Origin of the sequence: Nitrosospira multiformis, from assembly GCF_900103165.1 — a bacterium.
GTDB classification, from domain to species: Bacteria; Pseudomonadota; Gammaproteobacteria; order Burkholderiales; family Nitrosomonadaceae; genus Nitrosospira; species Nitrosospira multiformis_D.
In genome coordinates this window covers 1,940,627-1,966,987 of the sequence record NZ_FNKY01000001.1, presented here as the reverse complement: position 1 = coordinate 1,966,987, position 26,361 = coordinate 1,940,627, and the positions used below count along the sequence as shown (strand labels likewise).

22 protein-coding genes, 1 tRNA gene and 1 pseudogene are annotated in these 26,361 nt (G+C 51.8%); 11 read left to right on the top strand and 13 right to left on the bottom strand.

Annotated features, from left to right (window positions below):
- Positions 1-39 precede the first annotated feature (39 nt).
- Positions 40-1,254 carry a hypothetical protein gene (locus tag BLR00_RS08815; RefSeq protein WP_074632009.1) on the bottom strand — a complete coding sequence of 405 codons (1,215 nt, stop codon included), beginning with the start codon at positions 1,252-1,254 and terminating at the stop codon, positions 40-42.
- A gap of 1,116 nt (positions 1,255-2,370) precedes the next feature.
- Here BLR00_RS08815 and BLR00_RS08805 point away from each other — a divergent pair.
- From BLR00_RS08805 to BLR00_RS08780, 7 genes are all read left to right on the top strand, one after another.
- Positions 2,371-2,883 (top strand): N-acyl amino acid synthase FeeM domain-containing protein, encoded by a 513-nt coding sequence (locus tag BLR00_RS08805; protein ID WP_074632007.1) that lies wholly within the window; start codon positions 2,371-2,373, stop codon positions 2,881-2,883.
- Positions 2,880-3,092 (top strand): hypothetical protein, encoded by a 213-nt coding sequence (locus BLR00_RS08800; protein WP_074632006.1) that lies wholly within the window; start codon positions 2,880-2,882, stop codon positions 3,090-3,092. The genes BLR00_RS08805 and BLR00_RS08800 overlap by 4 nt, the downstream gene beginning before the upstream one ends.
- Positions 3,093-3,373: 281 nt before the next feature.
- On the top strand, positions 3,374-3,694 hold the full coding sequence (locus tag BLR00_RS08790; protein WP_074632004.1) for a hypothetical protein: 321 nt from the start codon (positions 3,374-3,376) through the stop codon (positions 3,692-3,694).
- Between the two features lie 62 nt (positions 3,695-3,756).
- Positions 3,757-3,879 (top strand): hypothetical protein, encoded by a 123-nt coding sequence (locus tag BLR00_RS16975; protein ID WP_256324094.1) that lies wholly within the window; start codon positions 3,757-3,759, stop codon positions 3,877-3,879.
- Positions 3,879-3,980: a PEP-CTERM sorting domain-containing protein gene (locus BLR00_RS16015; RefSeq protein ID WP_081346848.1), complete on the top strand. Its 102-nt coding sequence runs from the start codon at positions 3,879-3,881 to the stop codon at positions 3,978-3,980. Before BLR00_RS16975 ends, BLR00_RS16015 begins: the two co-directional genes overlap by 1 nt.
- 169 nt (positions 3,981-4,149) lie before the next feature.
- Positions 4,150-4,845 (top strand): PEP-CTERM sorting domain-containing protein, encoded by a 696-nt coding sequence (locus tag BLR00_RS08785; protein WP_074632003.1) that lies wholly within the window; start codon positions 4,150-4,152, stop codon positions 4,843-4,845.
- Between the two features lie 144 nt (positions 4,846-4,989).
- Positions 4,990-5,298 carry a glyoxalase superfamily protein gene (locus tag BLR00_RS08780; protein WP_218124316.1) on the top strand — a complete coding sequence of 103 codons (309 nt, stop codon included), beginning with the start codon at positions 4,990-4,992 and terminating at the stop codon, positions 5,296-5,298.
- On the opposite strand, the gene epsA is transcribed toward BLR00_RS08780, so the two are convergent.
- From epsA to BLR00_RS08750, 6 genes and pseudogenes are all read right to left on the bottom strand, one after another.
- Positions 5,289-6,065 (bottom strand): XrtB/PEP-CTERM-associated transcriptional regulator EpsA, encoded by a 777-nt coding sequence (gene epsA / locus BLR00_RS08775; protein WP_074632001.1) that lies wholly within the window; start codon positions 6,063-6,065, stop codon positions 5,289-5,291. The two genes, BLR00_RS08780 and epsA, sit on opposite strands and share 10 nt — an antisense overlap.
- Positions 6,066-6,275: 210 nt before the next feature.
- A complete protein-coding gene (locus BLR00_RS08770; RefSeq protein WP_074632000.1) occupies positions 6,276-6,728 on the bottom strand; it encodes a PEP-CTERM sorting domain-containing protein in 453 nt (150 codons plus the stop codon).
- Positions 6,729-6,873: 145 nt separating this feature from the next.
- Positions 6,874-8,679 carry a sirohydrochlorin chelatase family protein gene (locus BLR00_RS08765; RefSeq protein WP_074631999.1) on the bottom strand — a complete coding sequence of 602 codons (1,806 nt, stop codon included), beginning with the start codon at positions 8,677-8,679 and terminating at the stop codon, positions 6,874-6,876.
- Between the two features lie 30 nt (positions 8,680-8,709).
- The gene (locus tag BLR00_RS08760) at positions 8,710-11,061 is read right to left on the bottom strand and encodes a TonB-dependent hemoglobin/transferrin/lactoferrin family receptor (RefSeq protein WP_074631998.1); all 2,352 of its coding nucleotides are present in this window, start codon (positions 11,059-11,061) and stop codon (positions 8,710-8,712) included.
- A gap of 36 nt (positions 11,062-11,097) precedes the next feature.
- On the bottom strand, positions 11,098-11,811 hold the full coding sequence (locus tag BLR00_RS08755; RefSeq protein WP_218124315.1) for a PEP-CTERM sorting domain-containing protein: 714 nt from the start codon (positions 11,809-11,811) through the stop codon (positions 11,098-11,100).
- 724 nt (positions 11,812-12,535) lie between these two features.
- Positions 12,536-12,988, bottom strand: a pseudogene (locus tag BLR00_RS08750) (CHASE3 domain-containing protein); the annotation flags it as partial.
- Positions 12,989-13,087: 99 nt separating this feature from the next.
- Here BLR00_RS08750 and BLR00_RS16660 point away from each other — a divergent pair.
- Positions 13,088-13,225: a hypothetical protein gene (locus tag BLR00_RS16660; RefSeq protein WP_176759960.1), complete on the top strand. Its 138-nt coding sequence runs from the start codon at positions 13,088-13,090 to the stop codon at positions 13,223-13,225.
- Positions 13,226-13,805: 580 nt separating this feature from the next.
- Here BLR00_RS16660 and BLR00_RS08740 read toward each other — a convergent pair.
- From BLR00_RS08740 to BLR00_RS08715, 5 genes are all read right to left on the bottom strand, one after another.
- Entirely contained in the window at positions 13,806-16,187 is a 2,382-nt protein-coding gene (locus tag BLR00_RS08740) for a TonB-dependent siderophore receptor (protein ID WP_256324093.1), read from the bottom strand.
- Between the two features lie 183 nt (positions 16,188-16,370).
- Positions 16,371-16,613 carry a FecR/PupR family sigma factor regulator gene (locus BLR00_RS08735; RefSeq protein ID WP_074631995.1) on the bottom strand — a complete coding sequence of 81 codons (243 nt, stop codon included), beginning with the start codon at positions 16,611-16,613 and terminating at the stop codon, positions 16,371-16,373.
- 627 nt (positions 16,614-17,240) lie between these two features.
- Positions 17,241-18,311 carry a FecR domain-containing protein gene (locus BLR00_RS08730; protein ID WP_081346689.1) on the bottom strand — a complete coding sequence of 357 codons (1,071 nt, stop codon included), beginning with the start codon at positions 18,309-18,311 and terminating at the stop codon, positions 17,241-17,243.
- Positions 18,312-18,321: 10 nt separating this feature from the next.
- Complete coding sequence (locus BLR00_RS08725) at positions 18,322-18,834, bottom strand: sigma-70 family RNA polymerase sigma factor (protein ID WP_074631994.1); 513 nt, start codon at positions 18,832-18,834, stop codon at positions 18,322-18,324.
- Positions 18,835-19,509: 675 nt separating this feature from the next.
- A tRNA-Leu gene (locus BLR00_RS08715) sits at positions 19,510-19,598 on the bottom strand.
- Positions 19,599-20,475: 877 nt separating this feature from the next.
- Here BLR00_RS08715 and BLR00_RS08705 point away from each other — a divergent pair.
- The 3 genes from BLR00_RS08705 to BLR00_RS16970 all read left to right on the top strand — a co-directional run bounded on the left by BLR00_RS08705 (position 20,476) and on the right by BLR00_RS16970 (position 25,434).
- Entirely contained in the window at positions 20,476-23,958 is a 3,483-nt protein-coding gene (locus tag BLR00_RS08705; RefSeq protein ID WP_143007632.1) for an EAL domain-containing protein, read from the top strand.
- Positions 23,959-24,249: 291 nt separating this feature from the next.
- On the top strand, positions 24,250-24,777 hold the full coding sequence (locus BLR00_RS08700) for a helix-turn-helix domain-containing protein (protein WP_074631990.1): 528 nt from the start codon (positions 24,250-24,252) through the stop codon (positions 24,775-24,777).
- Between the two features lie 153 nt (positions 24,778-24,930).
- Positions 24,931-25,434 (top strand): hypothetical protein, encoded by a 504-nt coding sequence (locus BLR00_RS16970; protein WP_107797648.1) that lies wholly within the window; start codon positions 24,931-24,933, stop codon positions 25,432-25,434.
- A gap of 107 nt (positions 25,435-25,541) precedes the next feature.
- Here the strand turns inward: BLR00_RS16970 and BLR00_RS16965 are convergent, their stop codons facing one another.
- Positions 25,542-26,129 carry a CHRD domain-containing protein gene (locus tag BLR00_RS16965; protein ID WP_074631989.1) on the bottom strand — a complete coding sequence of 196 codons (588 nt, stop codon included), beginning with the start codon at positions 26,127-26,129 and terminating at the stop codon, positions 25,542-25,544.
- Positions 26,130-26,361: the final 232 nt, after the last annotated feature.

Here is a 26,361-nt window from a genome sequence, read left to right as displayed (position 1 = left end):
TCTCAGCGCCCCTCCGCCCGGTCAAACAGACAACATCAATCAATGAAATCTTCGATCGAGCGCGTTATAAAAAGCCTTGATATGCTCTTTTATCCTGTCTGCTCCATCCCTGTCCTCTCTGGCCAACTCATCCACCAGAGCCTCGATGCCAGGGCGTTTCTGCTTCAGTTCGGCCACGACCTGAGAAATATCGGCGGGCTTATAGAAATCACCATCAGCCAGGCCCGGCAAACCCGAAAAGAAATTCTCGGCCTTCACCCAGCCAGCCAAATCGTAATCATAGGGAAAAACGATCCATTTACCATTGGCCTCGACAACCTTCATATTCCAGAGGCCTCTGGAAGCACTGAGATCATCCGGGGAGATACGAATGATCCAGTCCCGGTTCCCGACAAGCGCCTGGAAAAACATGATACGAATAATACTCTTCGCATCGATGGGCTCGATCGTCGAACCTGCCGCCCGCGCATCTTTTGGCGCATCGGTAATGCTTGTGAAAATATAGGGTTTATCCGAATCCGGAAAAGGAGCATCCGCCGCGCGAATCTCTTTTCCGTCCGCCTGCTTCACAAAAGTCTTGATATCCTCCAGGAAGAAACCCGGCATAGGCTGATTTACGGCGAAACCGCTTGGCTGCGGCTCGACAGGTCCTCTTCCGGTACTTGTATCAATATATCTGAAGCTCGTCGGTGAAACTTGGAAACCTGGGATGGAAAGGTATTCCTGCACTTTGTAGATCAACGCCTCCCGATGCGGCGACAAACCTCCCCAAACCCGGCGGAACCGCAGCGAAGCCCCCGGCTTGCCGCCGCAATGCGTACCTATTCCAATGGAGCTCAATCCATCAAACAGCGTTCCTTTTGAAACCCTTTCGCCACTCGCCTGATCTTTTTCGAAACTTAGACTCATTTTCGGGAATGGGCACTCGGATGCGGACTGACTGGTATTGCCTCGCAACTGCACCTTTACGGGGAGATCATGTTTTCCAGTGCTATCAGTCCACGCGAGGCGTCCGGGCGCCTCAAAATCCCGGATATCCTCAGGCACTTCCCGATTCGCGATTGCGCGGTGCTTCCACAAATCCGTAAAGTTGGTATTCAGGTTGAAAATGATCTTTTCCTTGGTGGAAAAAAGCGGGGCCTTGCTATGTCCAATCGCTGGAGACAGGCTCGCAGAATCCTGAGCTTGCGCCGGAGACGAAAACCAGATGGCTAAAGCGACGAACGTAACCCAATTGATGAGATATTTTTTCATGGAACCTCCCCCGATTTCGGCCAAGAATTGTCAATGAACCTGCTATTGCGTAGCACTGTGACAGCCATCGATCCACTTCCGATGATTACTCCGCATCAAAATGGACAGTCATCAAAGTACCCTTAAAAGAACTATAGGTGATAATTATGAAAAAAAAAGTTTATAGACTGTTTTTACTGGAGTTTAATCCCCATGAACTGCCAGCGCGCAATGCAAGTCTGGATTTGTGTTCTTGCGGAAGGATGACAGAGATCTCTTCGGAGAAACCCTTCAATCCATCCACCATGGCAATCATGGGCGCATACCCCGATTCTTGAGCCCGGTCACATGCAACCAGGATTTGGCCCTCTTCATTTAGTTTGTTCGATCCATAGCCCCAGGATTTGTTCGGTGCCATCTGCTTGCACGCCCGGCACTAGGCAGGCCGCCGAAATCCCCTCCCAGCCCCACTTCGGCGGATTTTTCTGTTGTTCCCTTTCCTAATCCTAAATCCGGCAGTTGACCACTCGCTTTTTAGCTTAACACTATGATCCACAAAGATTGTTTGCATTACTTGACCTTCACCTTCTTGGTGAGCTCGCTACAGGGCAAATTGCACGGTTTTTACGGCGCATGCCGGCGTTGCAACTCCTTGGAATGGAATGACCATTCCGCGTCGTTGCGCCTTGCCCTGCACCTCAAAAACCGCACACTCCACCCTATCCAACTGCCGGATTTAGGATGATCCGTCAATAACCACACCGCTACCCTGGTGTACGTCAGTCCAATATCGACTGATTCGCTCATGGTACGTAAGTCTGGTATCGACTCGATTTGCTTGTGCACGTCAGTCCAATTATCGATTCCCCCATAAATCCGTAAGATGCTCAATGACCGCGGACGTTTATCTGTGGCCATTAATCGTATGTATTCATACTTAATCGCACTTGAGGAAAACATGGCAAATTATAAGAGAAGCACTTTTCTGACCATATCATTCGATCCAGGCTTCGATAAAATTTACTCTCCATCTGAGGAGGTAATTCATCCAGGGATTTATAGATGCCCTGGGTGTGGGGTGCTTCCGGGATGGATGGGAGAGGGCAAGCCAGCCCATGACCGCATGGTGGCCGGAAAATGAAAACAACATTCGGACCTTACACGGTAAACATTGGAAAGTCGCTGACGCCATCAGAATGGCTTGTCAACGCATCGTACTGGCGAAAAGGATATGTCGCAAATCACGCATTAACCAGCTCCGACATGGTGATAGATGCCGAGTTATATGGTTCGGTAGTTGGCACTGTCATGGTGAAACTGGATTCAATCAATGGACTATGTGCGGATGAGGCCTATTCCACCGAACTTGATGAAATACGACGCCGTGGCGGGAAAATAGCAGAACTATCCCGGTTCGCTATCGTTCCCGGACAGCCGACCCGAGCCGTCATGGGGGCCATGTTCCACTTTGTCTATTACTACGCGCACCTGCTCAACGGTATCAATGATCTGGTTTGCGAGGTAGTGCCGCGTCATATAGCGGGACAAAGGCGGCTCTTGGGGTTTGCTCCAGTCGCCGGACCGAAGCAGTGTGAGCGAGTGGGTGTAGAAGCTGCCGTACTGCTGCATAGAACATTGGAATGTTCATGAACGGCGAGTGGATTAAACACGATGGCAAGTGCTTGCCAATACCGAAGGGAACGGTGGTCGATATTAAATGCAGGAACGGCGACAAGATTTATGGCATAGAGGCCGACATCAAATTAGAGGCCCTCGCCGCTTTCTGGAGGTGCGAGGGCAAGGAAATACAGTATGACATTGTCGAGTACCGTATTTGTGTGAAGATGCCCCATGGATGAATTTATCTCCTTTCAGAGTTCATGGGTGAAGATATCCCAGAACACTATGACGTCGCCTGGATTATACCAATCCTCGATCCAAGTGAACACTCACCCAGATCTATCCGTTCGGGGCGCGCCAGATTTCCATCCCCAATGGGCGCGGGCAAGCACCCGGCGCCCTCTCCTGCCTGCGATGCCAGGTAGTGTAAGTGACCTATAAAATGACCTGAAGCCTTTACTCCCATGTCATCTTCCCAACGTAGCTTCTCGAGCTTATTAACAGGGGGAGCAGACATAGAATGAGACGAAAAATCATTCCGGGACGTTTAGCAATCGCTATCGCGTGCATGCGGGTTTTCGCGGCGCAGGCCGCTTCCACTTGGGACGAGTCCACCATCGACGACCTGTCCAACGACGGATTGTTGCCGACCCACTTTGCCATGACTATCGGCTCAAACAACGTCATTGGCATTACTGGCAATGGTGGCGGCGACGTCGATCGCGACTACTCCAGCTTCACCGTGCCGAACGGCGCGGCGTTGACCGCGACCAGTTTGTTGAGCAATGCCTTCGTGTCCGGCAGTTCTTCTTTCATAGGCATCCGGCTGGCCCGCAACTGACCGTCACGCCATCGGACAGAGGCGCTGAAAACCTGCTGGGCTTCATGAACTATGGCAACGGCATGATCGACACTGACCTCCTCCCCACGCTCGTCTATAGTTCCGGGAGCATACTGCCCAGCCGTAATTATTTGCTCCGGGTGCAGGAACCGGTGGGCTTGTTTCTTATCGATTCGATTTCGTAATCAGTTCAGTAACACCCATTCCGGAGCCGGATATCTATGCTCTTCTGCTCGCCGGGCTTGGCTTGGTTACGTCCGTTGCGCGTCGCCGCAGCACTGCTTGAAGCGGACCATCCGTCGCGTTCGTTCGGACTATTAACGATCCGGCGGCGACGGTTAGAAATGAAATAATATTGCTTTAATCTAAAAAAAAGGATGGGGAGCCTCATCCTAAACAATAAGGGATGGGGTGGGCCCATCCCAAATACACTTTCAACACTTTCAAGGAAATCTATGATGTTAAAAAAACTCGCAATAGGTATTTTCATGGCCACGGTTGCCGTCGGTGCCTCCGCTAACACCTTCACCAACGTGCCAGGTGGCGCGACCACTGGCTTGCCGTTTGCTTCCTTTGGTAACGCACCAAATCCGAGCGGCGACTCGCCCAGGGTGGGCGAAGTGTTTTCCCTGACGTCGGACGTCATGCTGTCATCATTCAGCTTTTATGCGATCGGTAACAAGACGCTGTCCCTGCAGCTGAATCTGGCGCAGTGGAACCCAGACACGAACGCCAAGAACCAGGCAGTCAATTCGGTCGGGCCGGTCCTGCTGACCACGACCGCGGCCGTCGAGACCTTTAACTCGACTGGGGGCTTCACCACACTTGCGTTCGACAACCTGGGCCTGAGCCTGAATGCCGATACCAAGTACATTGCCTACTTGACCAGCAGCGACCCGGCTGTGACCGGCATTCAGCTGTCGCGCACCCAGACGGCGGCGGATGCCTCCGGCTTCGGCATTGGCAACGCCTTCTACAGCACCATCCCCGGCAACGGCTGGCAACTCCCGTTTAACGGGAACGGTTTCCTGAGCCTGCAATACACTGCGATCACTGCTCCGATACCGGAACCCGAAACCTACGCAATGCTGCTGGCCGGCCTCGGCCTGATGGGTTTCGTAGGACGCCGCCGCAAGGCCAAGCAAGCCTGAGAACAGCTTTTACGTTAGAGTCAAGCGGAGACTACGGTCTCCGTTTTTATGTATGCGGGCTTTCCCGGGACAGTTGGGTTACCGTGATCGGCTCAGACCGTCTGTTCGAGAGCGCTTTGAAACATGCTGCCAGCTGAAGTAACAATGGTAACAATGAAACAGACAGGACCACTTGAGCAAAGAAGTGTTAGTTTCCTAGGTTTCACGCTTGAATGGGAACATCGCTTCGAGGAGCAACTGCCGCTATACGCGCAAATACGACGGTCCGACCTAGTTACTCATCTCAGCGAACACTATGGCGATGCTACCCCCGGCTCCACGATTCTCGTGCCGCTCGATGACATCGATGCACTACACAGCGAATTGACTGCAAAGAATTTTCCGTATGCGAAGCCCGGCGTCGATGAGGTGCCTTGGGGCCGCGAGATGGAGATCGGAGGATTTCAGTCGTGACTGAGGATGCGCTCCATCTTGAAAACAGCTTGTGGTCGGTTATTGACGTCAAGTTTCTTAAAGATATGCCTTATGTGGTTTTGCACGGTGAAGAGACTGATGTTTAGAATACTGGCTATCTCGGCATTAGTCTTGCCCATCTTTACCCAACCCATGATTTCAATTTCCCGCTCGCTCAACCCATGAGCCTCGCTTTTCAGTAAATTCGCCACAAGGGATAGATGCGGGGATAAGGGGGTGATGTGGCGCAATGCCATATCGAGACAGGGCAGCAGCATTTCCATCGCACTTAGAGTGGAGCTGCTGAGGTTATCTTTCGAGCTGAAAATCACGTAAAAGCAGTCATGATGCCCGCGTTTATCGCTGATGCCATGCAGTAGACAAGAACGCATGTCCTGCAAGGCTGCGCCCAGAGAGCACTGCTGTCTCCAGTTTTCAAATAAGAGACCTAACGAGTCAATGTTCAGTGTGCAAGGCGCCTTACCCAGTTCGATCCATTGTCTATGGAGGTTACAAAGCGTTGGAGAAAAATATCCTGTATTCGAACGGTTGGTTCGAACCCCAGGTAGTGCGGAAACAATGTCGTGGTGGATGTAATTCGAGTCAAAATCCCCCCAGGCGGCAAACATGATTTCATGAGGCAGATAATGCTGTATTTCTCCCTGTAGCCATTTTAACAGGCAAAAATGAGTGCGCACCGCTACCCCTTCCTGGATGATGCGGGCGTAACGCTGATAATCACTAGAGCGTAAGGAGAGAAAATTCATATTTGACTATTACTCAAGTTAGGACTAACAAAAATCCATACGATCTTGAAGTAAGTCTGGGTTCGCGGACTTAGAAAGGGTATTGAGTTGGAAGTGCCTGATATAAAAGAATTGTGACTGCTGTGGTATCAACATGTGTGTATTCAGGAACTCGAGAGCGAGATTCGGCTGACCATAGATAGGGCAAGCTAAGGGCAGCGATGGACGATGTCAACAGAGTATTGGCGCCGCAATATTCTGCCTGCTCATCATTCCTCTTGTCGGCGCCTGACGAAGGCGTGTTGCAAATACGATCAACCCCAAGCCAGCCAGTAGCATGCCCCATTCGCCCGGCTCAGGCACTGGCGACGCCTGCCAACCGATATCTCGAAACCCCGCATAATCCAATACGGTAGGTAGTTCGCGTTGCCCTTTGACAGTACTGGGATCCATCATGGTGTTCTGCAATATGCCGTCAAGCGTGCTGGCTGTACCATAAGCCCAATGCATGCGGTACTGATCCAGCGGTACCGGGTTCCCATAGGCTGCCACAGAGCTTGCGCCGAGAAAGGTTCCTCTGGCATTGTCTATTTGGGAATGCCAAGAATCCGCTTCGCCAAAGCCGAGAATATGGCCCAACTCATGGGTAGTGGTGGTGAGAAAATCCGGATGGCCAGGCCCCAAGCCACTCGAATCCTCGCCAAAATACCAGTCATTGTTAGCATTGAACCAAATGGAGCCTCCCCAGATGCCATAGTCTTCGGCATGCGCCCCGGTGGCATTGGGTTGATTGCGGGTGAGTAGCGGCTGGGGAACTTGTTTCTAAGCGTTACCACCATAATTCGGCTTCCGAATTTGAGACGTAATCCTGCTCATTGATCCGGGCGGCATGGCGACCCTCCGCCAATTGCGCCAGTCCTGCCTTGACGTTTTCATCCACCCATTGCACGAACATCGGATGGGGGGCAAAGCCGCTGCCTAACTCATAGTCAAGCCCGGCCAGAAACATTTTTTCCATCCCCTGTCCGGTAGTTCGGGCTGGAATTACAATAGCCTGCCCTCCTTCTTTTTTTGCATCCCCGACCATATTCCGCACTTTTTCGATCCAGGGCGCACGCTTGTCGGGCCAGTCCTCGCGCCATGTCGCCACCTTGATTGCTTGAAACTTATCCCCTTGCCCATTACGCATGTGCTCTGCGATTTCCTCCAACGCCTTTTTCCATTGCCTGTTCTGATGATCACTGCCAGAACCATGCGCGACCAGGATAATGGTCTCGCGCGCTGGATTTTTAGACAGTGCAAGCGCCCGATCAAGTAACGCGGTCGCAAACAAGGGGCTGGAGCCAAGTCCGCCCACGGTTTGAATCGGCAGGCTGGTTCGAATACGGGGTACCGGAACGGTGGGGGCTCCATGACCATGACCATGATCATGACCGTGCGCGGCATGAACACCTACCGCGTCCTGTGCCGCACCTTCTATATCCAGGCCGGCCATTCGTTCTACGGGCTTGCGAAAACTGTCCTCCATGGCAAATACACGCACAATAATCGCGGCCTTTGCCCCACGTTGCTCCAATTTTCGGATAGCGCGTTCGATCGTCGATTGATCGGCCATGGAAAAAGCGAACTCGATTTTGTACCGTTTCATCAGCGGCAGCACCGCCTCGCGCATGGTCTCGTTCCAGTTAAAATCGGCGCCATGAGATAAGAACACAACGCCGGTATCTTCGGCAGCAAGTGGCTGGCTGCGGTTGGCTTCACGTTGCAACCAAGTCGCCAATCCCCGGGAAATTGCAGTGGCATCTTTGTTGGAATTGGCCCTGTCATCTGCTGCGTGGGTATCCGAATTGCCGTCACCGATTAATTGGACGCCATGAGGCAACAACCATTTAAGCTTTGCGTCGAAAGACATCATGCTGTCGAACCTGGGGCCGAGATGAAACGGCACCACGACGGTATTGACCCCGCTGCCTGCGGCATCGGCCATTGCCTGCTTTAATCCAGCGGTATCCTTCTCCGCGTCTTCATCTTTTTTATCATGGCCAATCAGCACCTTGATCGATGAAAAGCCAAAACCGGCGGCGGCCTTCTCTACAATGCGCCGCCAGTCCGTCAGCATCTTCTGCTCGCTATCATTATCGACCGCACCATAGCCCATTACTATCAGGCTTGTATCTGAAGGCTGCCTGATAGTACGGAATTTATCGGCCAGATCCTCAACCGCAAAGACGCTTTCCCCATAAGGGCGGACATAGGAAACCGGCACCGCAACCTTCCCGTGCTCCAGCAATTGGCGGGCTAGTATGTTTCGGGGGTCCGCGGCAGAGATGAATAAAGGCATCACCACAATACGCTCCGCCCCTTTATTCAACAGCTGATCGACGCCTGTGCCGAGATAATTTTGTGTGCGTGAATCGGTAACGAATATCAACGATGCGTTTCGTCCCTTTGCAAATAGCTGGAACTCATCGATAATTTCTTCGTTGCCGACAAAACCGCGATCCGCAGCCACCACCAGAAAACCCGTCAATCGGTCCTTTCTGCTTAAGGACTCTTCCGCAAAGCCGGATTTGATCGATGTCACCGCCAGTAGTACAACCAGCGCAAAGCAATAACAGTATTTGAACGTTGACATGTATTTTTGGTCTCTGGAATTTTTCATGGTTTAGAATTGATAACTGAGGCTTGCGGAAAAGTTACGACCGGGCCGCGTATAGCGATCAGGTCCGCCGACCGAGTCGGCTGTGTGTACATCTTTAACCGGCACATCTGCCCATTGCCAGTATTTCTCGTCCAGCAGATTGAATATCCCTACGGACAACCTGCCGGTTCGCGCGAATTTCCAGTGGGCGAGGAGATCCACCACCGCATAACCAGGCGGCAACAGCAGACGTTCCACCCCTCTTGATTCACCGGCCGTTTTGCTCATCGCGGCAGTGACAAGTGATTCAATGCGTAGCGATCCTCGTTCATAGGACAGGCCAAGTACGCCGGTGGCCGGATTGACTTGAATAATGGGAAGCCCCGTATCCAGATCGCGTCCCTTTGTCCAGGCGAAACTGGCCCGCAAACGCCATCCCGGGTAAATCTGCTGGTCCAGCCTGCCTTCAAAACCATAGATGCGGACCCGGGGCAGATTACGGGACTGGAATGTCGATAATCCCGGCACGCAGAGAGGATCGCCCGGACAGACAAGTGGGCGCGAAGAGTCGATGAAATCCTCGTACCGGTTATCGTAGGCGGTAAAAGATGCGGTGCCCCTGTCGCTGTTATGACGCAACGATAGCTCGACACCACGCACGATTTCAGGTTTCAGATTGGGATTGGCAACCGCCGTATAACGTGCTCCCATATTGGTAAAGCCGATATTCACATCATTGTAGGGCGGCGGCCGGAACCCCTGCGAATACTGGGCAACGGCTGAGAAACCGCGTCCCATGTGCCAGATGCCGGAAAGTTTGGGAGAGAATGCGCTCAGCCTGACATCGGCCACATCTACCCCTGGATTACGTGCCGTATAGAGCGCATCAGGCTTGGGGTTGAGAAAGTAGTTGTCATAGCGCAGTCCCGCGATGATGGTTACCCGATCGGAGAGCCACCATTCATCCTGGAAGAATGCCGCCAACTGCGTAGCGCTTGATGGAGGGAAATCCCGCGTCGGAAGCACCTCCAGACCAATCCGGTTAGACTGTGTGCCGAGCGTGAGATTACTGTCCAGACCGTCACGTCCCTGTATGGTATCCGTACGGAATGCTTCTCCACCCCAGGTCAGGCTGTGGGCGCCCCACATTTCAAATACCGATTCCGTTTGCAGCTTTGCGCCGGTGAGTGTTTGCTTGAAATCAAACCAGCGTTCAATCAAGGCATTTTGATTGCCCGCGAGAAAACGCAGCAGACGCTCATCATGCGTGTACTGCTTAGTCCTGCTTGTCTGCTGATAGAGTTTTAAATTGATGATTCCCAGCGGCGTGTTCGCGATACGTTGATCGAGCGAAATGCGGTTACGGTCATACGTATCTTTGGCCGTAAGGCCAACGGTCAAACCTCTTGGCAAGGACAATACATCGGTATCCACGACTCTTTCGAAGCCTTCCGCCGCAAACGTCGCACGGTAGGCGGCAAACGGGGTGAAAACGAGCTTGGCGAGCCCGTTCATCGTATCCACATCCTGCGGATTGGGTTTGGTGCGATTGATGCCCGTACCGCCCACCGTGCCCATGTTTGCGGTTTCGTGACCGTTGCGCTGAACCCCTCGCAGCATCAGCTTGAGATATTCATTCCCAACCGCCACAGTACCGATAAGCCCCAGCGAGCGATCCACGCTCTGATAGATACCCTCGGGACTGATGGCAAAGGAACGGCCCTTCAGAAAATCTTCCGGTTCGGGTGATCGAAAGGATACGACACCGCCCAACCCCTCCGAACCTTGCAATGAGGAGCCGGCCCCGCGCTGGATTTCAACGCCGGAAAGCATGCCGACATCGACCATGTTGCGTCCGGCGTTGGAGAAGCCGCCGATGATGAAATTATCCGGCTGACGTATGCCATCCATCTGGATCAGTATGCGGTTTCCATCCAGTCCCCGGATGTTGAAGCCGCTCTGGCCGAACCGGGATGGATTGTTGCCCACCGAGATGCCTGGCTCATAGCGGATCAGATCCTTGATCGACGTGGCCATCTGTTCCTTGATCGTTTCGGCGGAAATGACGTTTAGCGTGACGGGCACGTTTTTCATATCCCGCTCTACCCGAGGAGCGGATACCGAGATGGTGCGGAGCATATTTCCGGTGCCTTCCGCCTCTTTGGGTGGGGAATCAACGCACGGGACTCCCGCGGTCAGCTGGGAACCGGCTGCAGGAGTGGATTCCGGTGACATGGGAGCGACTGGACCTTCAGGTTCACGTCCCTCGCATGGAGAAGGAGTAGAGACCGGTTTGATAGCGGTCTCGGCGTATGCCGTACATGCAAGCATCAGTAGCGCGCCCGCCAGAAGGCGGACTTTACATTCGTGCAACATCTGGCTGGGCTGCGCACAATCACTCTTTGCTATGCATCAGGCGCTTTTCGCGTTACGTCGCCGGACAATAGCGCCCATCAAGCCAAGTCCGGCCAGCAGCATGGCCCATTCACCAGGCTCCGGTATGGGAGCGGCGATATCCACGGCAACCTGTGCAAAGCTCTGGTGGGGGCCGGCGCTTTGCAGATCGATGTGGAAATTAGTGGGCGCCGAATTCAGCGTCCACACTGCGAGATATTGGTTCAGCTCGACCGGCCCCATGGAGCTGGAAAATGCGGGGTCGGAATAGGTTACGGCACCGCTGGTAGGCGCTGCGCCATTCAGCAGAATGCTGCTGTAATCCATTGCAGTGCCCCAGGTCTCGAACTGTAGCGCGACGGTGACGGGGCCGCTGAACGCGGTAGATGACGTGATATCGATGTCATACACCTGGGTGCCGGAGAAGCTGTACAGATTTCCCGAGGTACTTGCCGCAAACGTGACGGTATTCCAGGTCAATGTGCTGTTGCTCACCCCGGATGAGCCATAAACCGTGGAATAGGGAGTGCCGGGGGCACCTGAAAAGGTATCCCACTCCGCATAGGCAGTGCCCGCGTCGCCGCGGGTCCAGCCGCCCCACGCAGCGGTGGCGTCATCGGGCTTATCGAAGCCGAAACCCGCAGTATAAGGATCAGGCCCGTTGGTGATGTCGGCAAGGGCTGGACTCGCGAGCAGCAGTCCGGCAATTACACTCATAGTTCTCAATTTCACGTCAAAACCCTCCATATATAAATGAATTAAATATGCGTATGCCTTTTACGTAACCCGGCACATACCTGCAACGTATCGATGCGGTACATAATCAAGCGTATGCGTGCGTCTTCTTATCGAGCTGGCTTAAATCGTGAGATCTGGCTGGCAGGTGATACTGAAGCCTTTCTTTCGAAAGGCTTCATGGGCAGCTGGCTTTGTCAGATGGAACATCCGACGGCTGGCGGGAAAACCGGGGTGCCGGTTTACTAATCTGCTTCAGATACTAAAAAGTTTGACCTACAATAAAAGGTCTAAAAGTAAATATTAATTCTCAATTCCGATGGACATAATATGCGAATGAGAATCATTGTCAATGGTTATGATTAGAAAGAGCTATAATGCAATCGTATGCTCCCAGTCGTGACTCCCAAGCTCACAGTCACAAGAACGACTCCTCACTGGTTGTTAAACAGATACCGGCATTGCATGCAAACTGCATACGGAGGTTCGTACGGCCGTTCATTTAAAGGCTTGGTGATGAAATCATCAGCCACCATCGACCGGACTTCCACAACAAAGCATTATCCTGCCTTAAGAATGAATTACGCCCGACGACGACCGGTCCACCATGAGTTCGGCATAGGACTGGCGATCATAACTGCCGTGGCTAATTTGTCAGCGTATCGAGGTACTAAAGGGCTCGGGTTCCACGCTTTTTGGTGTGGCCGGTCCGGGAGGCACTTTACGGCGCGTCGTGATGAAAGGTAGCTACCGCTGAGATGGAAAGAAAAACAAAGAGAAGAATGCTGGCGGACATGCTCATCAATCTTAAGATACTTGAACTTTTCTCTGCCGCAGCGACAGATCCTGCAATGCGAATTTTTGCAATTTCGTCGATGGCAACACAATGACCGCGAATTTCATTCATAAGCATTACCCCGCGATCCGACTCAAGGATTTTCTTTACTTCCATTTGTCGGTTTGATCGACTGAGCTCAAGGGCATCTCTCAACTCGGCAAGTTTGGCTAAAACCACCGGTTCTAGATTTCGCATATTCTCAAATTGATCCAATTTAGACGTGCTAACTTGGGTCTCGAATTGCTCCAGCAACTCCGGTATGGCCCCGACGGCATGATTATATGGCTCAAGGTATTGTTCTTCACCCGTCAGAATAAATTCACGCTGCCCAGTTTCAGCATCCTTAAGCTAGGGCCTGTTAACACTTATTTCGCACCCGCGTTGCTACACAAAAAACGCGGAGGCAAGGCGCGAAGCGCAGGCCATAGCAGGCCTATGACCAAACTTCGTAACGCGGCATCCGCGTTTTTTGTGCGCAACCCGAAGGGACGGGACGGCTTTCATCCAGCCCTTCGTTACTCGCTGCTTACGGAGGCCTGCTCCGCCGCACGGCTCATGCCTCGTGCTGGATGAAATCCGTCGCCGTCGCGGGTGCAAAATAAGTGTTAACAGGCCCTAGGAAAGTATTTCCTGGCTGAGATTGACTACTCGTTGACTGATCCTATACTACTCATTAGCTTTTTCCCCCGCCTGGATGTTTCGGTATGACAACAATGCTATCGCGCCCGCAGAGAGTAACGCCAAATAAAGCATAGCAATTCTCAGGATAGAGAACTGCTGTTTGAAAATATGCATTTCGAAGATATCCCAAAGGCCCAGGATCGGACACCTTGTAGGCAAAATCCTGGGGGCTTATCAATTGATAAAAGTTACCATCCCGCCTAGGCAAAGGCTTCCCTGCCAAAAGAGAGGGAATATTTGGATTGAATTTACATCAAGCCATCAGCTATCTTAATACTTGTTACTTCTAACAATTATTCGCTCAATAGATTCTATGCCAGCGTATTTATGCATCTATGAAACCCGCTAGAGTTAAGGTATGCCCCATTTTGGGATAGCATTTTTTAGGCAGAGCATTCAAGATGCCCCATTCACTAATTCCCAGTTGGGATATTCATGAATGGGGCATACCTGAACGATTCCGAATCCGAATCTAGAAATTGGCAACAACCGTCAAGCGATAGATGCGCGGCGCACCCGGCATGATGTTGTTGTTATTGTTGGCAGATGCGACATATTCGATATCGGCGATATTCTCGATATTCGCCTGGACGCGCAGCGTCTTGTTGAGCCTGACGTACATGGCTGAGTCCAGTCGCGTGAAGCCCGGCAATAGCACGGTATTATCCACCGCGGCGTACATGTGGGTGCGATGAACTACCCCAAGAGCCAAGCCCAGCCAGGGCGCGAAATCATAGCGATTCCACATCGAGAAGGTATGTTTGGGGACCTGCGCCACGACCGCACCCGCCTGGGCAGTGAGTGATTGGGTCTTGGTGATCTCGGCATCCGTATAGGCGTAGCCTCCCATGACACTCCATTGCGGGGTGATGCGGCCCATCAAGCCCACTTCGGCGCCTCTGGCACGCTGACCGTCAACCAGCATGGTCCGGGTAGGATCATTGGGAACGGGAACGATGACATTATTGCGTTCCAACTGATACAACGCCGTAGTCAGGGACAGGTCGGGACGGATATCCCATTTTGCGCCCACCTCCAGATTCATGAACTGTTCCGGTTTAAGTGCTGCGTTGGTCGGCGTCAGCGAGGAGAGCTGGTCTCCGGCGCGCGGGACATAGGCCAGGCTGTAGTTGCCGTAGATCGACATCGTTTCGATGGGCTTGTAAATCAGCCCCGCTCGGGGCGAGACCAAATTATCGGTGGTATGGATCCGGGTACTGGTACGGTTGTTGACGAAATTCGTGTCAAAGTTATCGTAGCGTATGCCCAGGACCGCTTTGAGCTGGGGATGGAGCGTAATCTGATCTTGCAAATAGACGCCCACTACCTCCACCACACCGTGATTGTTGGCGTCGGTGGCATTGGGCCGGTAGGTGATGGGCGTCAAGGCCAGGGGGTTGAAAAAAGGGACATTCACACTGGTAGCGGTATTATTGAAAAACCCGGTATTACGCAGATTAGTCGTCACCTGCCGGCCGTACTCCACGCCGGTCATGAACTCGTGCTTTATCCCCCAGGTATTCAGCGTGTACAGGAAATCCGTCTGGTTAAAGATATTGTCGCGCTGAGTCGCATTGTTATATGCCGCGATGGCTACCGTTCCGGTGGCATCCTGGGCCGTGGCCGGACCGTTGGCAAAAACGTTCTGATAGAACTTGTCGTAATTGGCATAACGTGTGCGATTACGCACGGTGAGCCCATTGTCGAACGCATGCTCGAGGGTCGAGTTTAATGCCCAGACGTCGGTATGGGTCGGGCTGGTGGCCGCATTACCAAAGAATGTCGACCGATGGGTATCGGAGGGGCGGCCTGAAGCCACGACCCCGGGCATGCCTCCACCCGCGAATGTGGCCCCAAAAGAGGGGATGCCGCGATCTGCGGTGCGGTTGTCGGTAAAGTATTCGCCGCCCAGGATAACCGTGGTTCGCGCGGTGGGCTTGATGGTAAACGTGGGATTGACCCCGCCACGCTCCAGCTCAAAGCCATTACGGAAGCTGTTCGAGTGCTCATACATGGCATTGAGTCGAAACGCAGCCACCTCGTTGATGGCCCGGCCGATGTCGACGGTCACCCGTTTCTGACTATAGGACCCATACGTCGCCCCAATCTCGGTAATCGGCGTCCAGCTGGCTTGCTTGGTGACGCGATTGATCACGCCCCCGCCGCCGCCACGGCCGAAAATCATGCCATTGGCTCCTTTCAGGACTTCAATCCGGTCAGTGTTGTAAAAATCGCGAATATATTGAACGTCATCGCGCAACCCATCCACAAAAAAATCTCCCGTTGAATTGTTGCCGCGGAAAATCACTGCATCCCGATTGCCTTCCCCTTGCGATATACCGACACCCGGCACGTAGCGCACTGCAGCATCCATGCTCAGTATATTTTGATCTTTAATCAAATCCTTGGTCACCACGGTGATGGATTGCGGGACATCGCGCAAGGGGGTATCGGTCCGAGTCGCGGTGTAACTTTTCGTGGCCATATAGCCATCCGTCGGGCCTATGATGGGCTGTGCAGTGACATTGACCGGTGGCAGTGTCGCGGGCTGATTAGCTGTTATGGCGGATTTCCTGACGATATAGCCACCCGATTGTGCGACGGCTTCCAGGCCGCTTCCGGACAGCAGATGATTCAACCCGGCCTGCGCAGTAAAACTGCCCTTCAGTTCCTGGGCAGTTTTATCTTTTACATCCAGGTTGTCGAATGAAATAGGTATCATTGCTTGTTTTGCAAGCGCATTAAGTGCCGTTTCCAGTGGCCCTGAAGAAATATTGAACTGATGAACTGCAAGTCCGTTGGACGCTGTGCTACTGGTCGCAGACTCGGCTAAAACGTTTTGCGGAAGCATCATCGCAGCGCCCACTCCAAAGCAGATTAATCCACACTGCAGCGTTTGCAATAAAGGAAACGGAATCCGGCAACGATTTCTTGAGCCTTGCCTGACATTCGCAATGACCCAACCGCGCCCGGATTCCCAATGGCTGATATGGCTAAGTGACACAGTATTCTCCCCTTCTATTAAAATTTATAAATATCAATAATCTGTTTTTTGCATTGCAATCCCGGTGAGTTTCCAAAGATATGAGGCCTCATCATAAGCAGCCAAATGAGCAGGATCTGCTTTCAACCAGGTCATCAATTCTATAAGCTCATCCGGAGTTAGAATTTCATGCCCGCGCATCACCCATTCCACTGCGGCATTCCACACCAAATCTTCATTGGTAGTCGATTTACGTAATAATTGGCATTTAGCCGCCGCCGCAATTGATAAATTCATTCTTGTCGTTTTCTGATTAGAGTAAACGCCGATCTAATTATGAGAATGGTTTTGATGCTCATTTACTATGACCCGCGAGAATCGAAAACAGACCACCCCGACCAAACTTTTTTTGTACTTTGCGGCGACCGACTTGCGACACGGTATAAACGGCTAGAAGCATCGTGACCGCACCGCGGCCCGGTACCCCATCAGAAAGTGAATTTCCACCGACAGTATGGTGAACAGAATATTGAATAGGGTCACCGTCACCCAGCAGATGCCTATCTCGCGTCCGAAGTGGTTGAGTCCATCTTCCTGCGAGCTAACAGGGATGTCGTAGGCTTTAGGAACTATAGGTGCTGGCGTGGGCTCCCCTGCTGCTTACGCCAAGCTTGGCAACAAAGTGAGGGCAAAGATCGAGCAATGGCGCATACCGGTACGCTAAGCGCGAGATGCTGAATTGCGCTCCCGTCCGGCTGTGTTGCTCAATGTTCGATTTCTCTTTGGATGGCTGGAGTTGAGGCCCATCCAATTGGACGAGGCGATGATGTGCTCACCCCTTATGACCCGCGAAAATCGAAAACAGATCACCCCGGTCAGACTTTTTGCGCTTTGCGGTGACTGATTGTGGTAAGACTCCAACAGCTAAGAATGCCGTGGTCGCACCGTGACCCAATACCGGGTAAGGAAGTGAATCTCTATTGGCAGCGTACTGCGCAGAATATCGAGAATACGATCGGTGTCAACTAATGGGTAGCTGCCGGAGACACGTAACTCGGCGATCGAAGGATCGCAACTCAAGTAGCCTGGACGATGGCGACCAAGCTCGAAGAGAAAATCGGACAGGCTCATGCCACTGGCAACAAGCATGCCATCGGTCCACGCGATGTGAGCGTCATTGGTCTGCACGGGCTCGTCAATGGCGCCACGGGTGAAGCGAACCCCCTCGTTCGCGTGCAGTGTACGCATTGACTCGATCCCATCGCTCGGGCAAATCATGACAGCACCTTCGAAAACATCGACGTGGCTGGCACTACCCTGATGACGCACTAGGAAACGCGTGCCCAGCGGCCGCAATTCACCGTGCGCCGTCTCGACGACGAAGGGAAGCGATGTATACCTGGCCTCTTTGCCGGTAGAGACCAGGATTTCACCACTGATCAATTGTACCCGCCGCTCGGAGGCACTGAAGTGCACACTGATGGCACTGTCCGTGTTCAAGTCCACTGTGGTGCCGTCGGCTAATCGGATGGTACGTCGCTCGCCCACGCCGGTGCGCTCGTCGGCCAGCCATTCGCGCCATGGCGTCTGGTCATGGACCATCCAAGTGGTGCCGCCGGCAAAGAGTAATACTGAGAGGGCCTTGATGGTTTCACGGCGTTTGGCTGAACGCGGCTGCGTGAGTGCGGCGTGTGCGATGCTCGAGACCGCTCCCACACTGCGCAATTTGCTATTGATGGATTCGATATGTTGCCAAGCACGTTCATGGTCGGGGTGCTGGCTACGCCACTGCTGCAAGGCTTGCCAAGTCGTATCGGTTGTATCGCCCGATTGAAGTTCCATCAGCCACTCCACCGCGTGCTGGGCGACACGAGGTGGGATGTCGCTCGGATGAACGAGGCGGTCGCAATTCTGAACTACGCCATTACATTCAGTATTATCGAGATCCCGTCCTGCGGGCTCGCCATTCTTACCAAAGCGCGCATCCAGTCTCATTCAGTTGCCGTCAGGAGAGTGCCAGTCCGAAGTAGCACTGGGTGCAAGCACGCAACAGGTAGCGCTTGACGGTGGTGATGGAGATGCTGAGTTCGGTCGCAATTTCGGCTTGGCTCATACCATCAAGCTGGGCGTGTAGAAACGTCCTCTTGACCAGGGGTGGTAAGCCTTCAAGCACCCGATCGATCTCCAAAAGCGTTTCCAGCAAAATAGCACGCTCTTCAGGAGACGGCGCAAGTCCTTGTGGTGCTTGGGCTAGTGCTTCAAGGTAGATACGCTCGAATTGTTCGCGCCGCCAATGGTTGGCCAGTAGGCGCTTCGCAACCGTAGTCAGAAATGCGCGTGGCTCCTGAATCAATATCGGCTCTTCGCGGCAAAGCAGGCGTACAAAGATGTCTTGCGTCAGATCAGCAGCGCGGTATGAGCAGCTTAATTTCTTGCGCAGCCATGCATACAGCCAACCATGATGGTTGCTGTAAAGCGCTTGGATTTCCTGCTGCAAGGTAAACTTGGCGACAGACATGGGCATCCCGTTGCGGACCAGGCGCCCGGCACCTGATCCAGATGTAAATGCGAATTATTCGTAATTGTATCGCAGCCTCAACGATTAGTGCAATAGAAGTTTGAACGAGGGCTACGCTTGCGTTATTTACGATCATCGCAAGACCCCACCGGAAGATAGTCCGATGCTAAGGTGGATGGATTCAACCGGTCAGCGCAGCGCCCTATTGATTTCTGATTTGGAGATCGGAAATGCTTACCTCGCGGCCAGAGCAGATCATAATCGTCAATGATCAGGCATGGATTGGTTGCCGGATACCAAGAACGGTATGCCGCATATGATACCTGTCCGCCCGAATACGATTAATGCGCTGCGGTATGTCCCTTTTAACTGGAGAGGCAGATATTACTATTTGAGGTTTTGGAGGGCCAGGGAGGCAGCTGGAATGAAACATCTCTGGCTGCATGATGAACGGCACTCTCTCGCATCGGCGTCGCTATCGTCAGGTGCCGCGTTGGGAGAAGTCGGACAAACGCTTAGTCATGACTCGGTTCAATCATCAGAAAGGTACTCTCACCTGTATTCAGAGAGGTTAAAAGAGCTTATTTTGAGATTACCTCTAGCAAAAAAAACACGCTATGATAACGACATCTGGGCCAATTCAATCCCCTGATTGACCGTAACTCACTGATTCTATGGTGCCCGGAGCCGGAGTCGAACCGGCACAACCGTTTCCAGTCGAGGGATTTTAAGTCCCTTGTGTCTACCAATTTCACCATCCGGGCGCTTTGACTTGCTGAATAAATTGCGTCACGTTATGTCGGAACCCGGCATTTTAGCAGTTGATACAAAAACCGGGCAGATTCTAATAATGATAAATGCTTGGTACTTGTAAAAATTCTATCACATACTTTGCACCGACCCGTATGAACACGCCAGGTTCGTTTATCCTGAATACTGGAACAATAAGAGATAAAAGCGGCGCTGACACCTGGTTTATAGCGCGATCGGCAATCAAAACAATCGCTGGATTTGAACGACTGTCTGGCATGTACTAACTTTTAATCTCTGCGGGTTTAATTCCCCGCCCCTTGGGGCGAAGACCGGCTGCAAGCCAGCAAATTGTAAGAGCGCAGTTAATGCTCCGCTGCTTGCGGCGGGGTGGTTTATTCTGTCTTTCTCCTTTTCATTCCTCATATCAATAAAAATATAAACGAACTGTTTATTTTAATAAACAATTTGTTTATTATAAGGACGTTTATTGCAAGCCTTGCATAGTGAAATAATGGGAGCACCGCTCCGTGGGAGTTTCAGCTGAATGGTAACCACGATCGGTGCTTACCCAGATATGGATTACTGCTTGGATGGCATAAGCTATGAATGAGCAGCCGGGCTGGTGAAGCGAAATCCAGCGACGCAAATGGGGCCGCAATAAACACCGCAAAACACCCGGCAGATCCGCAAAGGCTGACGAGGGTTCAAACGAGCCCAGCTCTGCTGGCCAGCGTTATTCACGCCGCTGACGTCAATTTTTTGAGCCGCTCTGGCGAAATATCCTGACTGCCTCAATTGGAGACGAAAATCAGTATTTACAGAAATAATTTCCTTTTCTACCGTATCCCTTCACGGAACATAGTTGCCGTTTTGACATTCGCAGTCTTTTTGTCCCTTACGCTAGTGAGCTGGTCGGTTGTCAGGGATTTACAGGAGCGCGATGCAAACAATCGGTTTGATGGCCGTTTGGCCGATGTTGTCTCACAGATCCAGGCCAGCTTCTCAAACTATGATCAAGTACTGAAAGGCGCCTTGGGGCACTTGCTTGCTTCTGAATTCGTTTCCCGCGATGAATGGCGCAAGTATGTGGGTACGCTACATTTAGGGGATAGCTACCCGGCAATTCTGGGTATCGGGTTTGCAAAACACATTCATCCGGATGAAATGGCCACGCATCTTGCCTCGATGCGTGCGGAAGGTTTTCCAGCATATAGGGTTTGGCCTGAGACATCTCGGGAAGAATATACCTCGATTGTTTATCTCGAACCATTCTCCGGAAAGAATATGCGGGCGCTGGGATACGACATGTATTCACATCCCGTCCGGCGCGCAGCGATGTCGCATGCCCGGGATTCCGGAAAGACCACGCTCTCCGGCAAGGTAAGGCTTGTGCAGGAAACCGAAGCGGATGGTCAGGCGGGTGTTCTCATGTATACACCGTACTATGGGCCCGGAAAGTTACCGGGGACACTTGAGCAAAGACGCTCATCGCTTGTTGGCTATGTCTACGCGCCTTTCAGAATGGATGATTTCATCGGAGCCGTTCTTCGTGTCGAGCTTGATGATCTTGATATAAAAATCTTTGACACCCAATCCGTTGCACAGGATTTTTTGCTTTTCGACAGTAACAGGAATCAACCTGTACAAGCTTCCGTACCGCGATTCAGAAAAACAATCACCATGCCGGTTTATGGCCAGACATGGACGATTGACGTTGCTTCACGTCCCCGGTTCGAGCAAGCCATCAATAGCCAGGAACCCTTGCTCGTATTGCTCGGCGGAATTCTGGTAAGCATTCTGACCGCCGTCGTTTCATTTATGCTCGCAGTAAACAAGGAAAAGGTCGATGCCATAAGGCAAGCAAATAAGGAATTACTATCCGCAATTGAAGATCAGCAAGCGGTAACCGTGGAGCTCTCCAACTCAAAACTTCGTACTCAAAGAATACTGGAAAGCATTACTGACGCTTTTTTCACACTCGACCGCGAGTGGCGCTTTACCTACTTGAATAAAGAAGCCGAAACGCTATTGCGGCGAAACCGTGCTGCTCTTCTCGGCAAGAATGTCTGCCAGGAATTCAAGGAGGCCATTGACAGCACCTTTGATCGCGAATTTCACCGGGCACTATACGAGAATGCTTCGATGACTTTTGAAGATTTCTATTCACCGCTCGCTAAATGGTTCGAAGTCCATGTTTACCCTTCGGAAGAAGGCCTGGCTGTTTATTTTCGCGATATTACCGAGCGAAAGCGGTCAGAGACCGAGCGGGAGAAACTATATCAGGAGAAACTGCTGCTACTGGAATCTACAGGCAAAGGGATTTATGGAATTGATCTTGAAGGGCGCTGCACGTTCATCAATAGTGCGGCAGCCAATATGCTGGGTTACCCGGTATCGGACTTACTCGGCCAGCACATGCACACATTGACGCATGACCGTCACGCCGACGGCTCAATTTATCTGGCAGAGCAATGCGCAATCCTTCAGACGCTCCAGACCCAGCGGCCCAGTCACGCGGATGACGATATTTTTTGGCGGAAAGATGGAAAACGCCTGCCTGTGGAATTTACGTCACACCCCATTATAGAGGATGGGAAAACAACTGGCACTGTTGTTATCTTTTCGGATATCACCCAGCGCAAAGACGCTGAACTGGCGCGCAGGGTGGCCGATGCACGTATCCGCGAGCAGGCGTCGCTGCTTGACAAGGCAAAAGACGCGATTATTGTCCGCAGCATCAATCATCGTATTCAGTTTTGGAACCAGGGTGCTGAGCGGCTTTATGGATGGACACTGGAGGAAGTGAACGATAAATCCATAGAAAATCTTTTATATGATGACTCCATAGCCTTCCATGAGGCGATGCAATTGGTGTTACGTAACGATGAATGGAATGGCGAACTCACACAACGCCGCAAAGATGGAAGTACTTTAATAACGGAAAGCCATTGGACCCTGGTTCGGAATGACAAGGGCCAGCCGCAATCCATTCTCACCATCAACACCGACATCACCCAACGCAAGGCGGCAGAAAACGAAATTCACCATCTCGCCTTCTATGATTCCTTGACCCAACTACCGAATCGGCAACTTCTGCTTGATCGCCTGCAGCAGGCTCTGGCGGCAAGTGCCCGTAATCATAACATGGGTGCACTATTGTTTATTGATCTGGATAATTTCAAAACCCTCAATGACACGCTCGGCCATGATATAGGAGATCTACTGCTGCGGCAGGCGGCTCCGCGTCTCGTCTCTTGTGTACGCGAAAGCGACACGGTGGCCCGTCTGGGGGGTGACGAATTTGTGATAGTCCTGACAGGTGATTTAGGTTTACATTCTCATGAAGCCGTTGCTCAAATAAGGATGGTGTGCGAAAGAATTCTTGCTGCGTTCAATGAGCCGTTCCATTTGGGAGCCTATGAGCACCACAGTACTCCAAGCATTGGTGTCGCCCTATTCAACGACCAGCCAACCACACTGGACGAATTACTGAAACGGGCCGATCTTGCCATGTATCAGGCCAAGGCATCAGGCCGTAACACCATGTGTTTTTTCGATCCAGACATGCAGGAAGTCGTGAATGTCCGTGTGGTTCTTGAATCCGATTTACGCAAGGGTTTAGAAAAAAGTGAGTTTCTCCTTCATTATCAGCCCCAGGTGGACAGTAATGGGGATGTGACAGGTGTTGAAGCATTGGTGCGATGGCAGCATTCACGACGCGGCCTGTTGCCTCCAGCTGAGTTTATTCCTCACGCCGAAGAAACCGGTCTCATCTATCCCTTGGGCCACTGGGTGCTGGAAACCGCATGCACGCAACTGTCGGCCTGGTCCGCACGACCGGAAACAGCTCAGCTTAATATGGCTATAAATGTCAGCCCCCGTCAATTCCGCCATCCGGATTTCGTCGAGCAGGTATTCTCCGCACTCGATCACACCGGCGCCAATCCACGGAAACTTAAGCTTGAGCTTACCGAGAATCTTCTTGTGCACAATGTGGAAGACATCATTGCTAAAATGATTATACTGAAAACCCGCGGTGTGGGTTTTGCTTTGGACGACTTCGGCACCGGCTATTCCTCACTCTATTATTTGAAACGCCTGCCCCTGGGCTGGCTGAAAATCGATCAGTCCTTCATCCGGGATGTGCTAACCGACCCTCATGACGCCACTATTGTTCGGGCCATTCTGGTTCTAGCAAAAAGCATGGGGTTATCCGTGATTGCCGAGGGCGTGGAAACCAATGCACAGAAAAACTTCCTCTCCCAGCATGGCTGCGACGCCTACCAGGGCTACCTTTTTAGCCGGCCACTGACATTCGAACAGTTCGAGGTATTTTATTCACGTAAGGATACTGCCTTGATTGAATCGTAGTTTCTGGCAGTCAGTACGAATTACTATTTTAGAGGTCACCTCTCCGGCGAATAACAAGTGATTGGGGTTAGCGTAATACTGCATAAGCTTGGGTACAGTCAATGTCCTGTATTGCGCCGATTGTTATCCATTGAGTGCCTGATTGGCGCAGCCGGAGCTTCGGATGCCGGTGCATTAAGTAATTTTTAGTCGTGTTCCATCTTCTATTCTTTTATGGCAAATTGTAAACAAATAGTTTATTTAATCAAACAATCTGTTTACAATAAATATTATTGGTGATCAAACATACAAATGGAAGATAGCTATGCGCGTCTGCTAAAAGCAGCCAAGGAACTCAGAGGAGCGAAAAATGAGGCGGCCGTTGCCCTGCTGCTCAATATTTCGGAACAAGCGCTCCACAACTGGAAAAGCAGAGGCGTTCCACGAAGAAATCTGATTGAAATTGAAGCCAGAATCGGCGCTTATCCGATGTGGATCGCTACTGGAGAAGGCGACATGAGCGCTGGAATGCAGTCCGATCAGCCCAGCGAGTCTCTTATTATTGATGTAATAGACGCGATGAGGTCTATGTCATTAGAAGACATGCACTTAATCGCGGAACTATGTAAAAAATTTAGTAAAGAAAAACACAATATCGAAAAGCAGAAGAATGCCCCTGCTACCCGGAAGCTCGCACCCGATCATTCATTCTGCCCTGTCTCCTCGCCATTCTGGTCAGATCGAAGAACTATTGAACGCAGAAAAATCGATAACCCAAAATGGCACGGAACTAAAGACAGGCGAAAATATGAAAGGGGGATAACAAATCGCCAGGGTTGACATCAAGTTTGTTAGTCCGCGGGCAGCACTAATTATTCCTCGATTCAATCAGCGCCGATAGAAATTTTAAGGAAATTCCTGGCAGGTTATAGAACGAACCATTCCCTACCTCATTAGCGGGTGAGAATGGAAGTCACGGAGCCAAATCAAACTATGAAAGTCATTGAGTTAGATCAACAGCGATCAGAACATTCACTTGAGGAACTTGAACGCTCTCACTCCATCCTTGAGGCACTCATGGCGGGCCTGCCCTCCCATGCTCGGAAGGAGCTTATTAGTTTGCTTCAAATTCTATCCGAAAGCGCGGAATCTCAGGAACCAGCCGATTCTATTCGCCTGAGGGCGCTACAGATTGTATCCGGGATCTGCAAGCCGCATCAGATTCAAGAACAGACTCCTGTGAGAACCTTACCGCGAGAGCATCAACAAAGGTTGGGCGAAAGGCGGCAACGTGATAGGCGACAGCAGTCCGCCAATTCCGGTAAACCCTGGACGATACAGCAGGAGCAGATTTTAAGAAATCTCGCGGAGCAGCATATTCCGGTAAGACGAATTGCATTGAAGTTAGGCAGGACTTCGACAGCAGTTCAATCCAAAGCCAGGGAAATCAATATACCCTTGAACTCCCTGAACGCCACCAAAGTGCCTGTATTCTAGGGAATCCCTGAATTTTAAGGCCAGCAAAACTCACCACAGCAAGCACTGATGGAAACAAGGAGCCGATGGCTCCTTGTTGTTCTTCAAGTCAAAACCCGTTTTCCGGGTCAGCCGCGTCGGCGGCGAGCAACCGCGCCTATCATACCAAGACCGGCCAACAGCATGGCATAGGCCTCGGGTTCAGGGATAGGTGCGAGAAAGCCGCGAATCTCCCCGGCAGGAAATATATTGGTGTGAATGTTAGCATAGGCGGTACCACCATCCAGCCCTGCCACCAGTGCATTGAAGGCGCCACCGACGCTTCCATTGGCTGTGACGAATGCCGGATTGTAGCTTGAGGCATCCGTCATATCGAAGGTGCGATCATAAGTGCCCGATGTCACGCCAGATGGAAAGTCCGTAAATGTGGGTAACGTAGTGGCCACGCCGATGGTGCCGGCTCCTGGCACGGCCGTACAGCAATGGATATGCGAAGCGGTAACATTTCCCTGAAGGCCGCTGAAGCTTTCCTCAACCCGCATCGTTACCAGATCGAAATCAACGGTGATTTTTGCCGTACCAGTGCCCGGAGAAATATTCGGCGGAGCCTCGCTAGGTCCATCAAGCGAGGTTGTGTATACAATCTGGTGAGCGGCGGCCGGCATGGCAGCAACTGACGCGAAAAGGCATCCTGCAAACAAGGTACTGAGTTTCATGATCGTTTATCCTTTATATGAAGTGGACTGCCAGATGCTGCAAAGAATAACCAGCGAATCGTGAACGTTGTAACCAGGAATATGCAATACAAGAAAGGCTAAAACATTGTACATATCATCATTGGTATTTCAATAGCACTTTCTGACTGTATCAAGCGTGCTGGGCGGAACAATGAATATGCGCGCGGTTTTATCGCCAGGGTTCGACGTTTATGGGTGCTTCTATCATCAT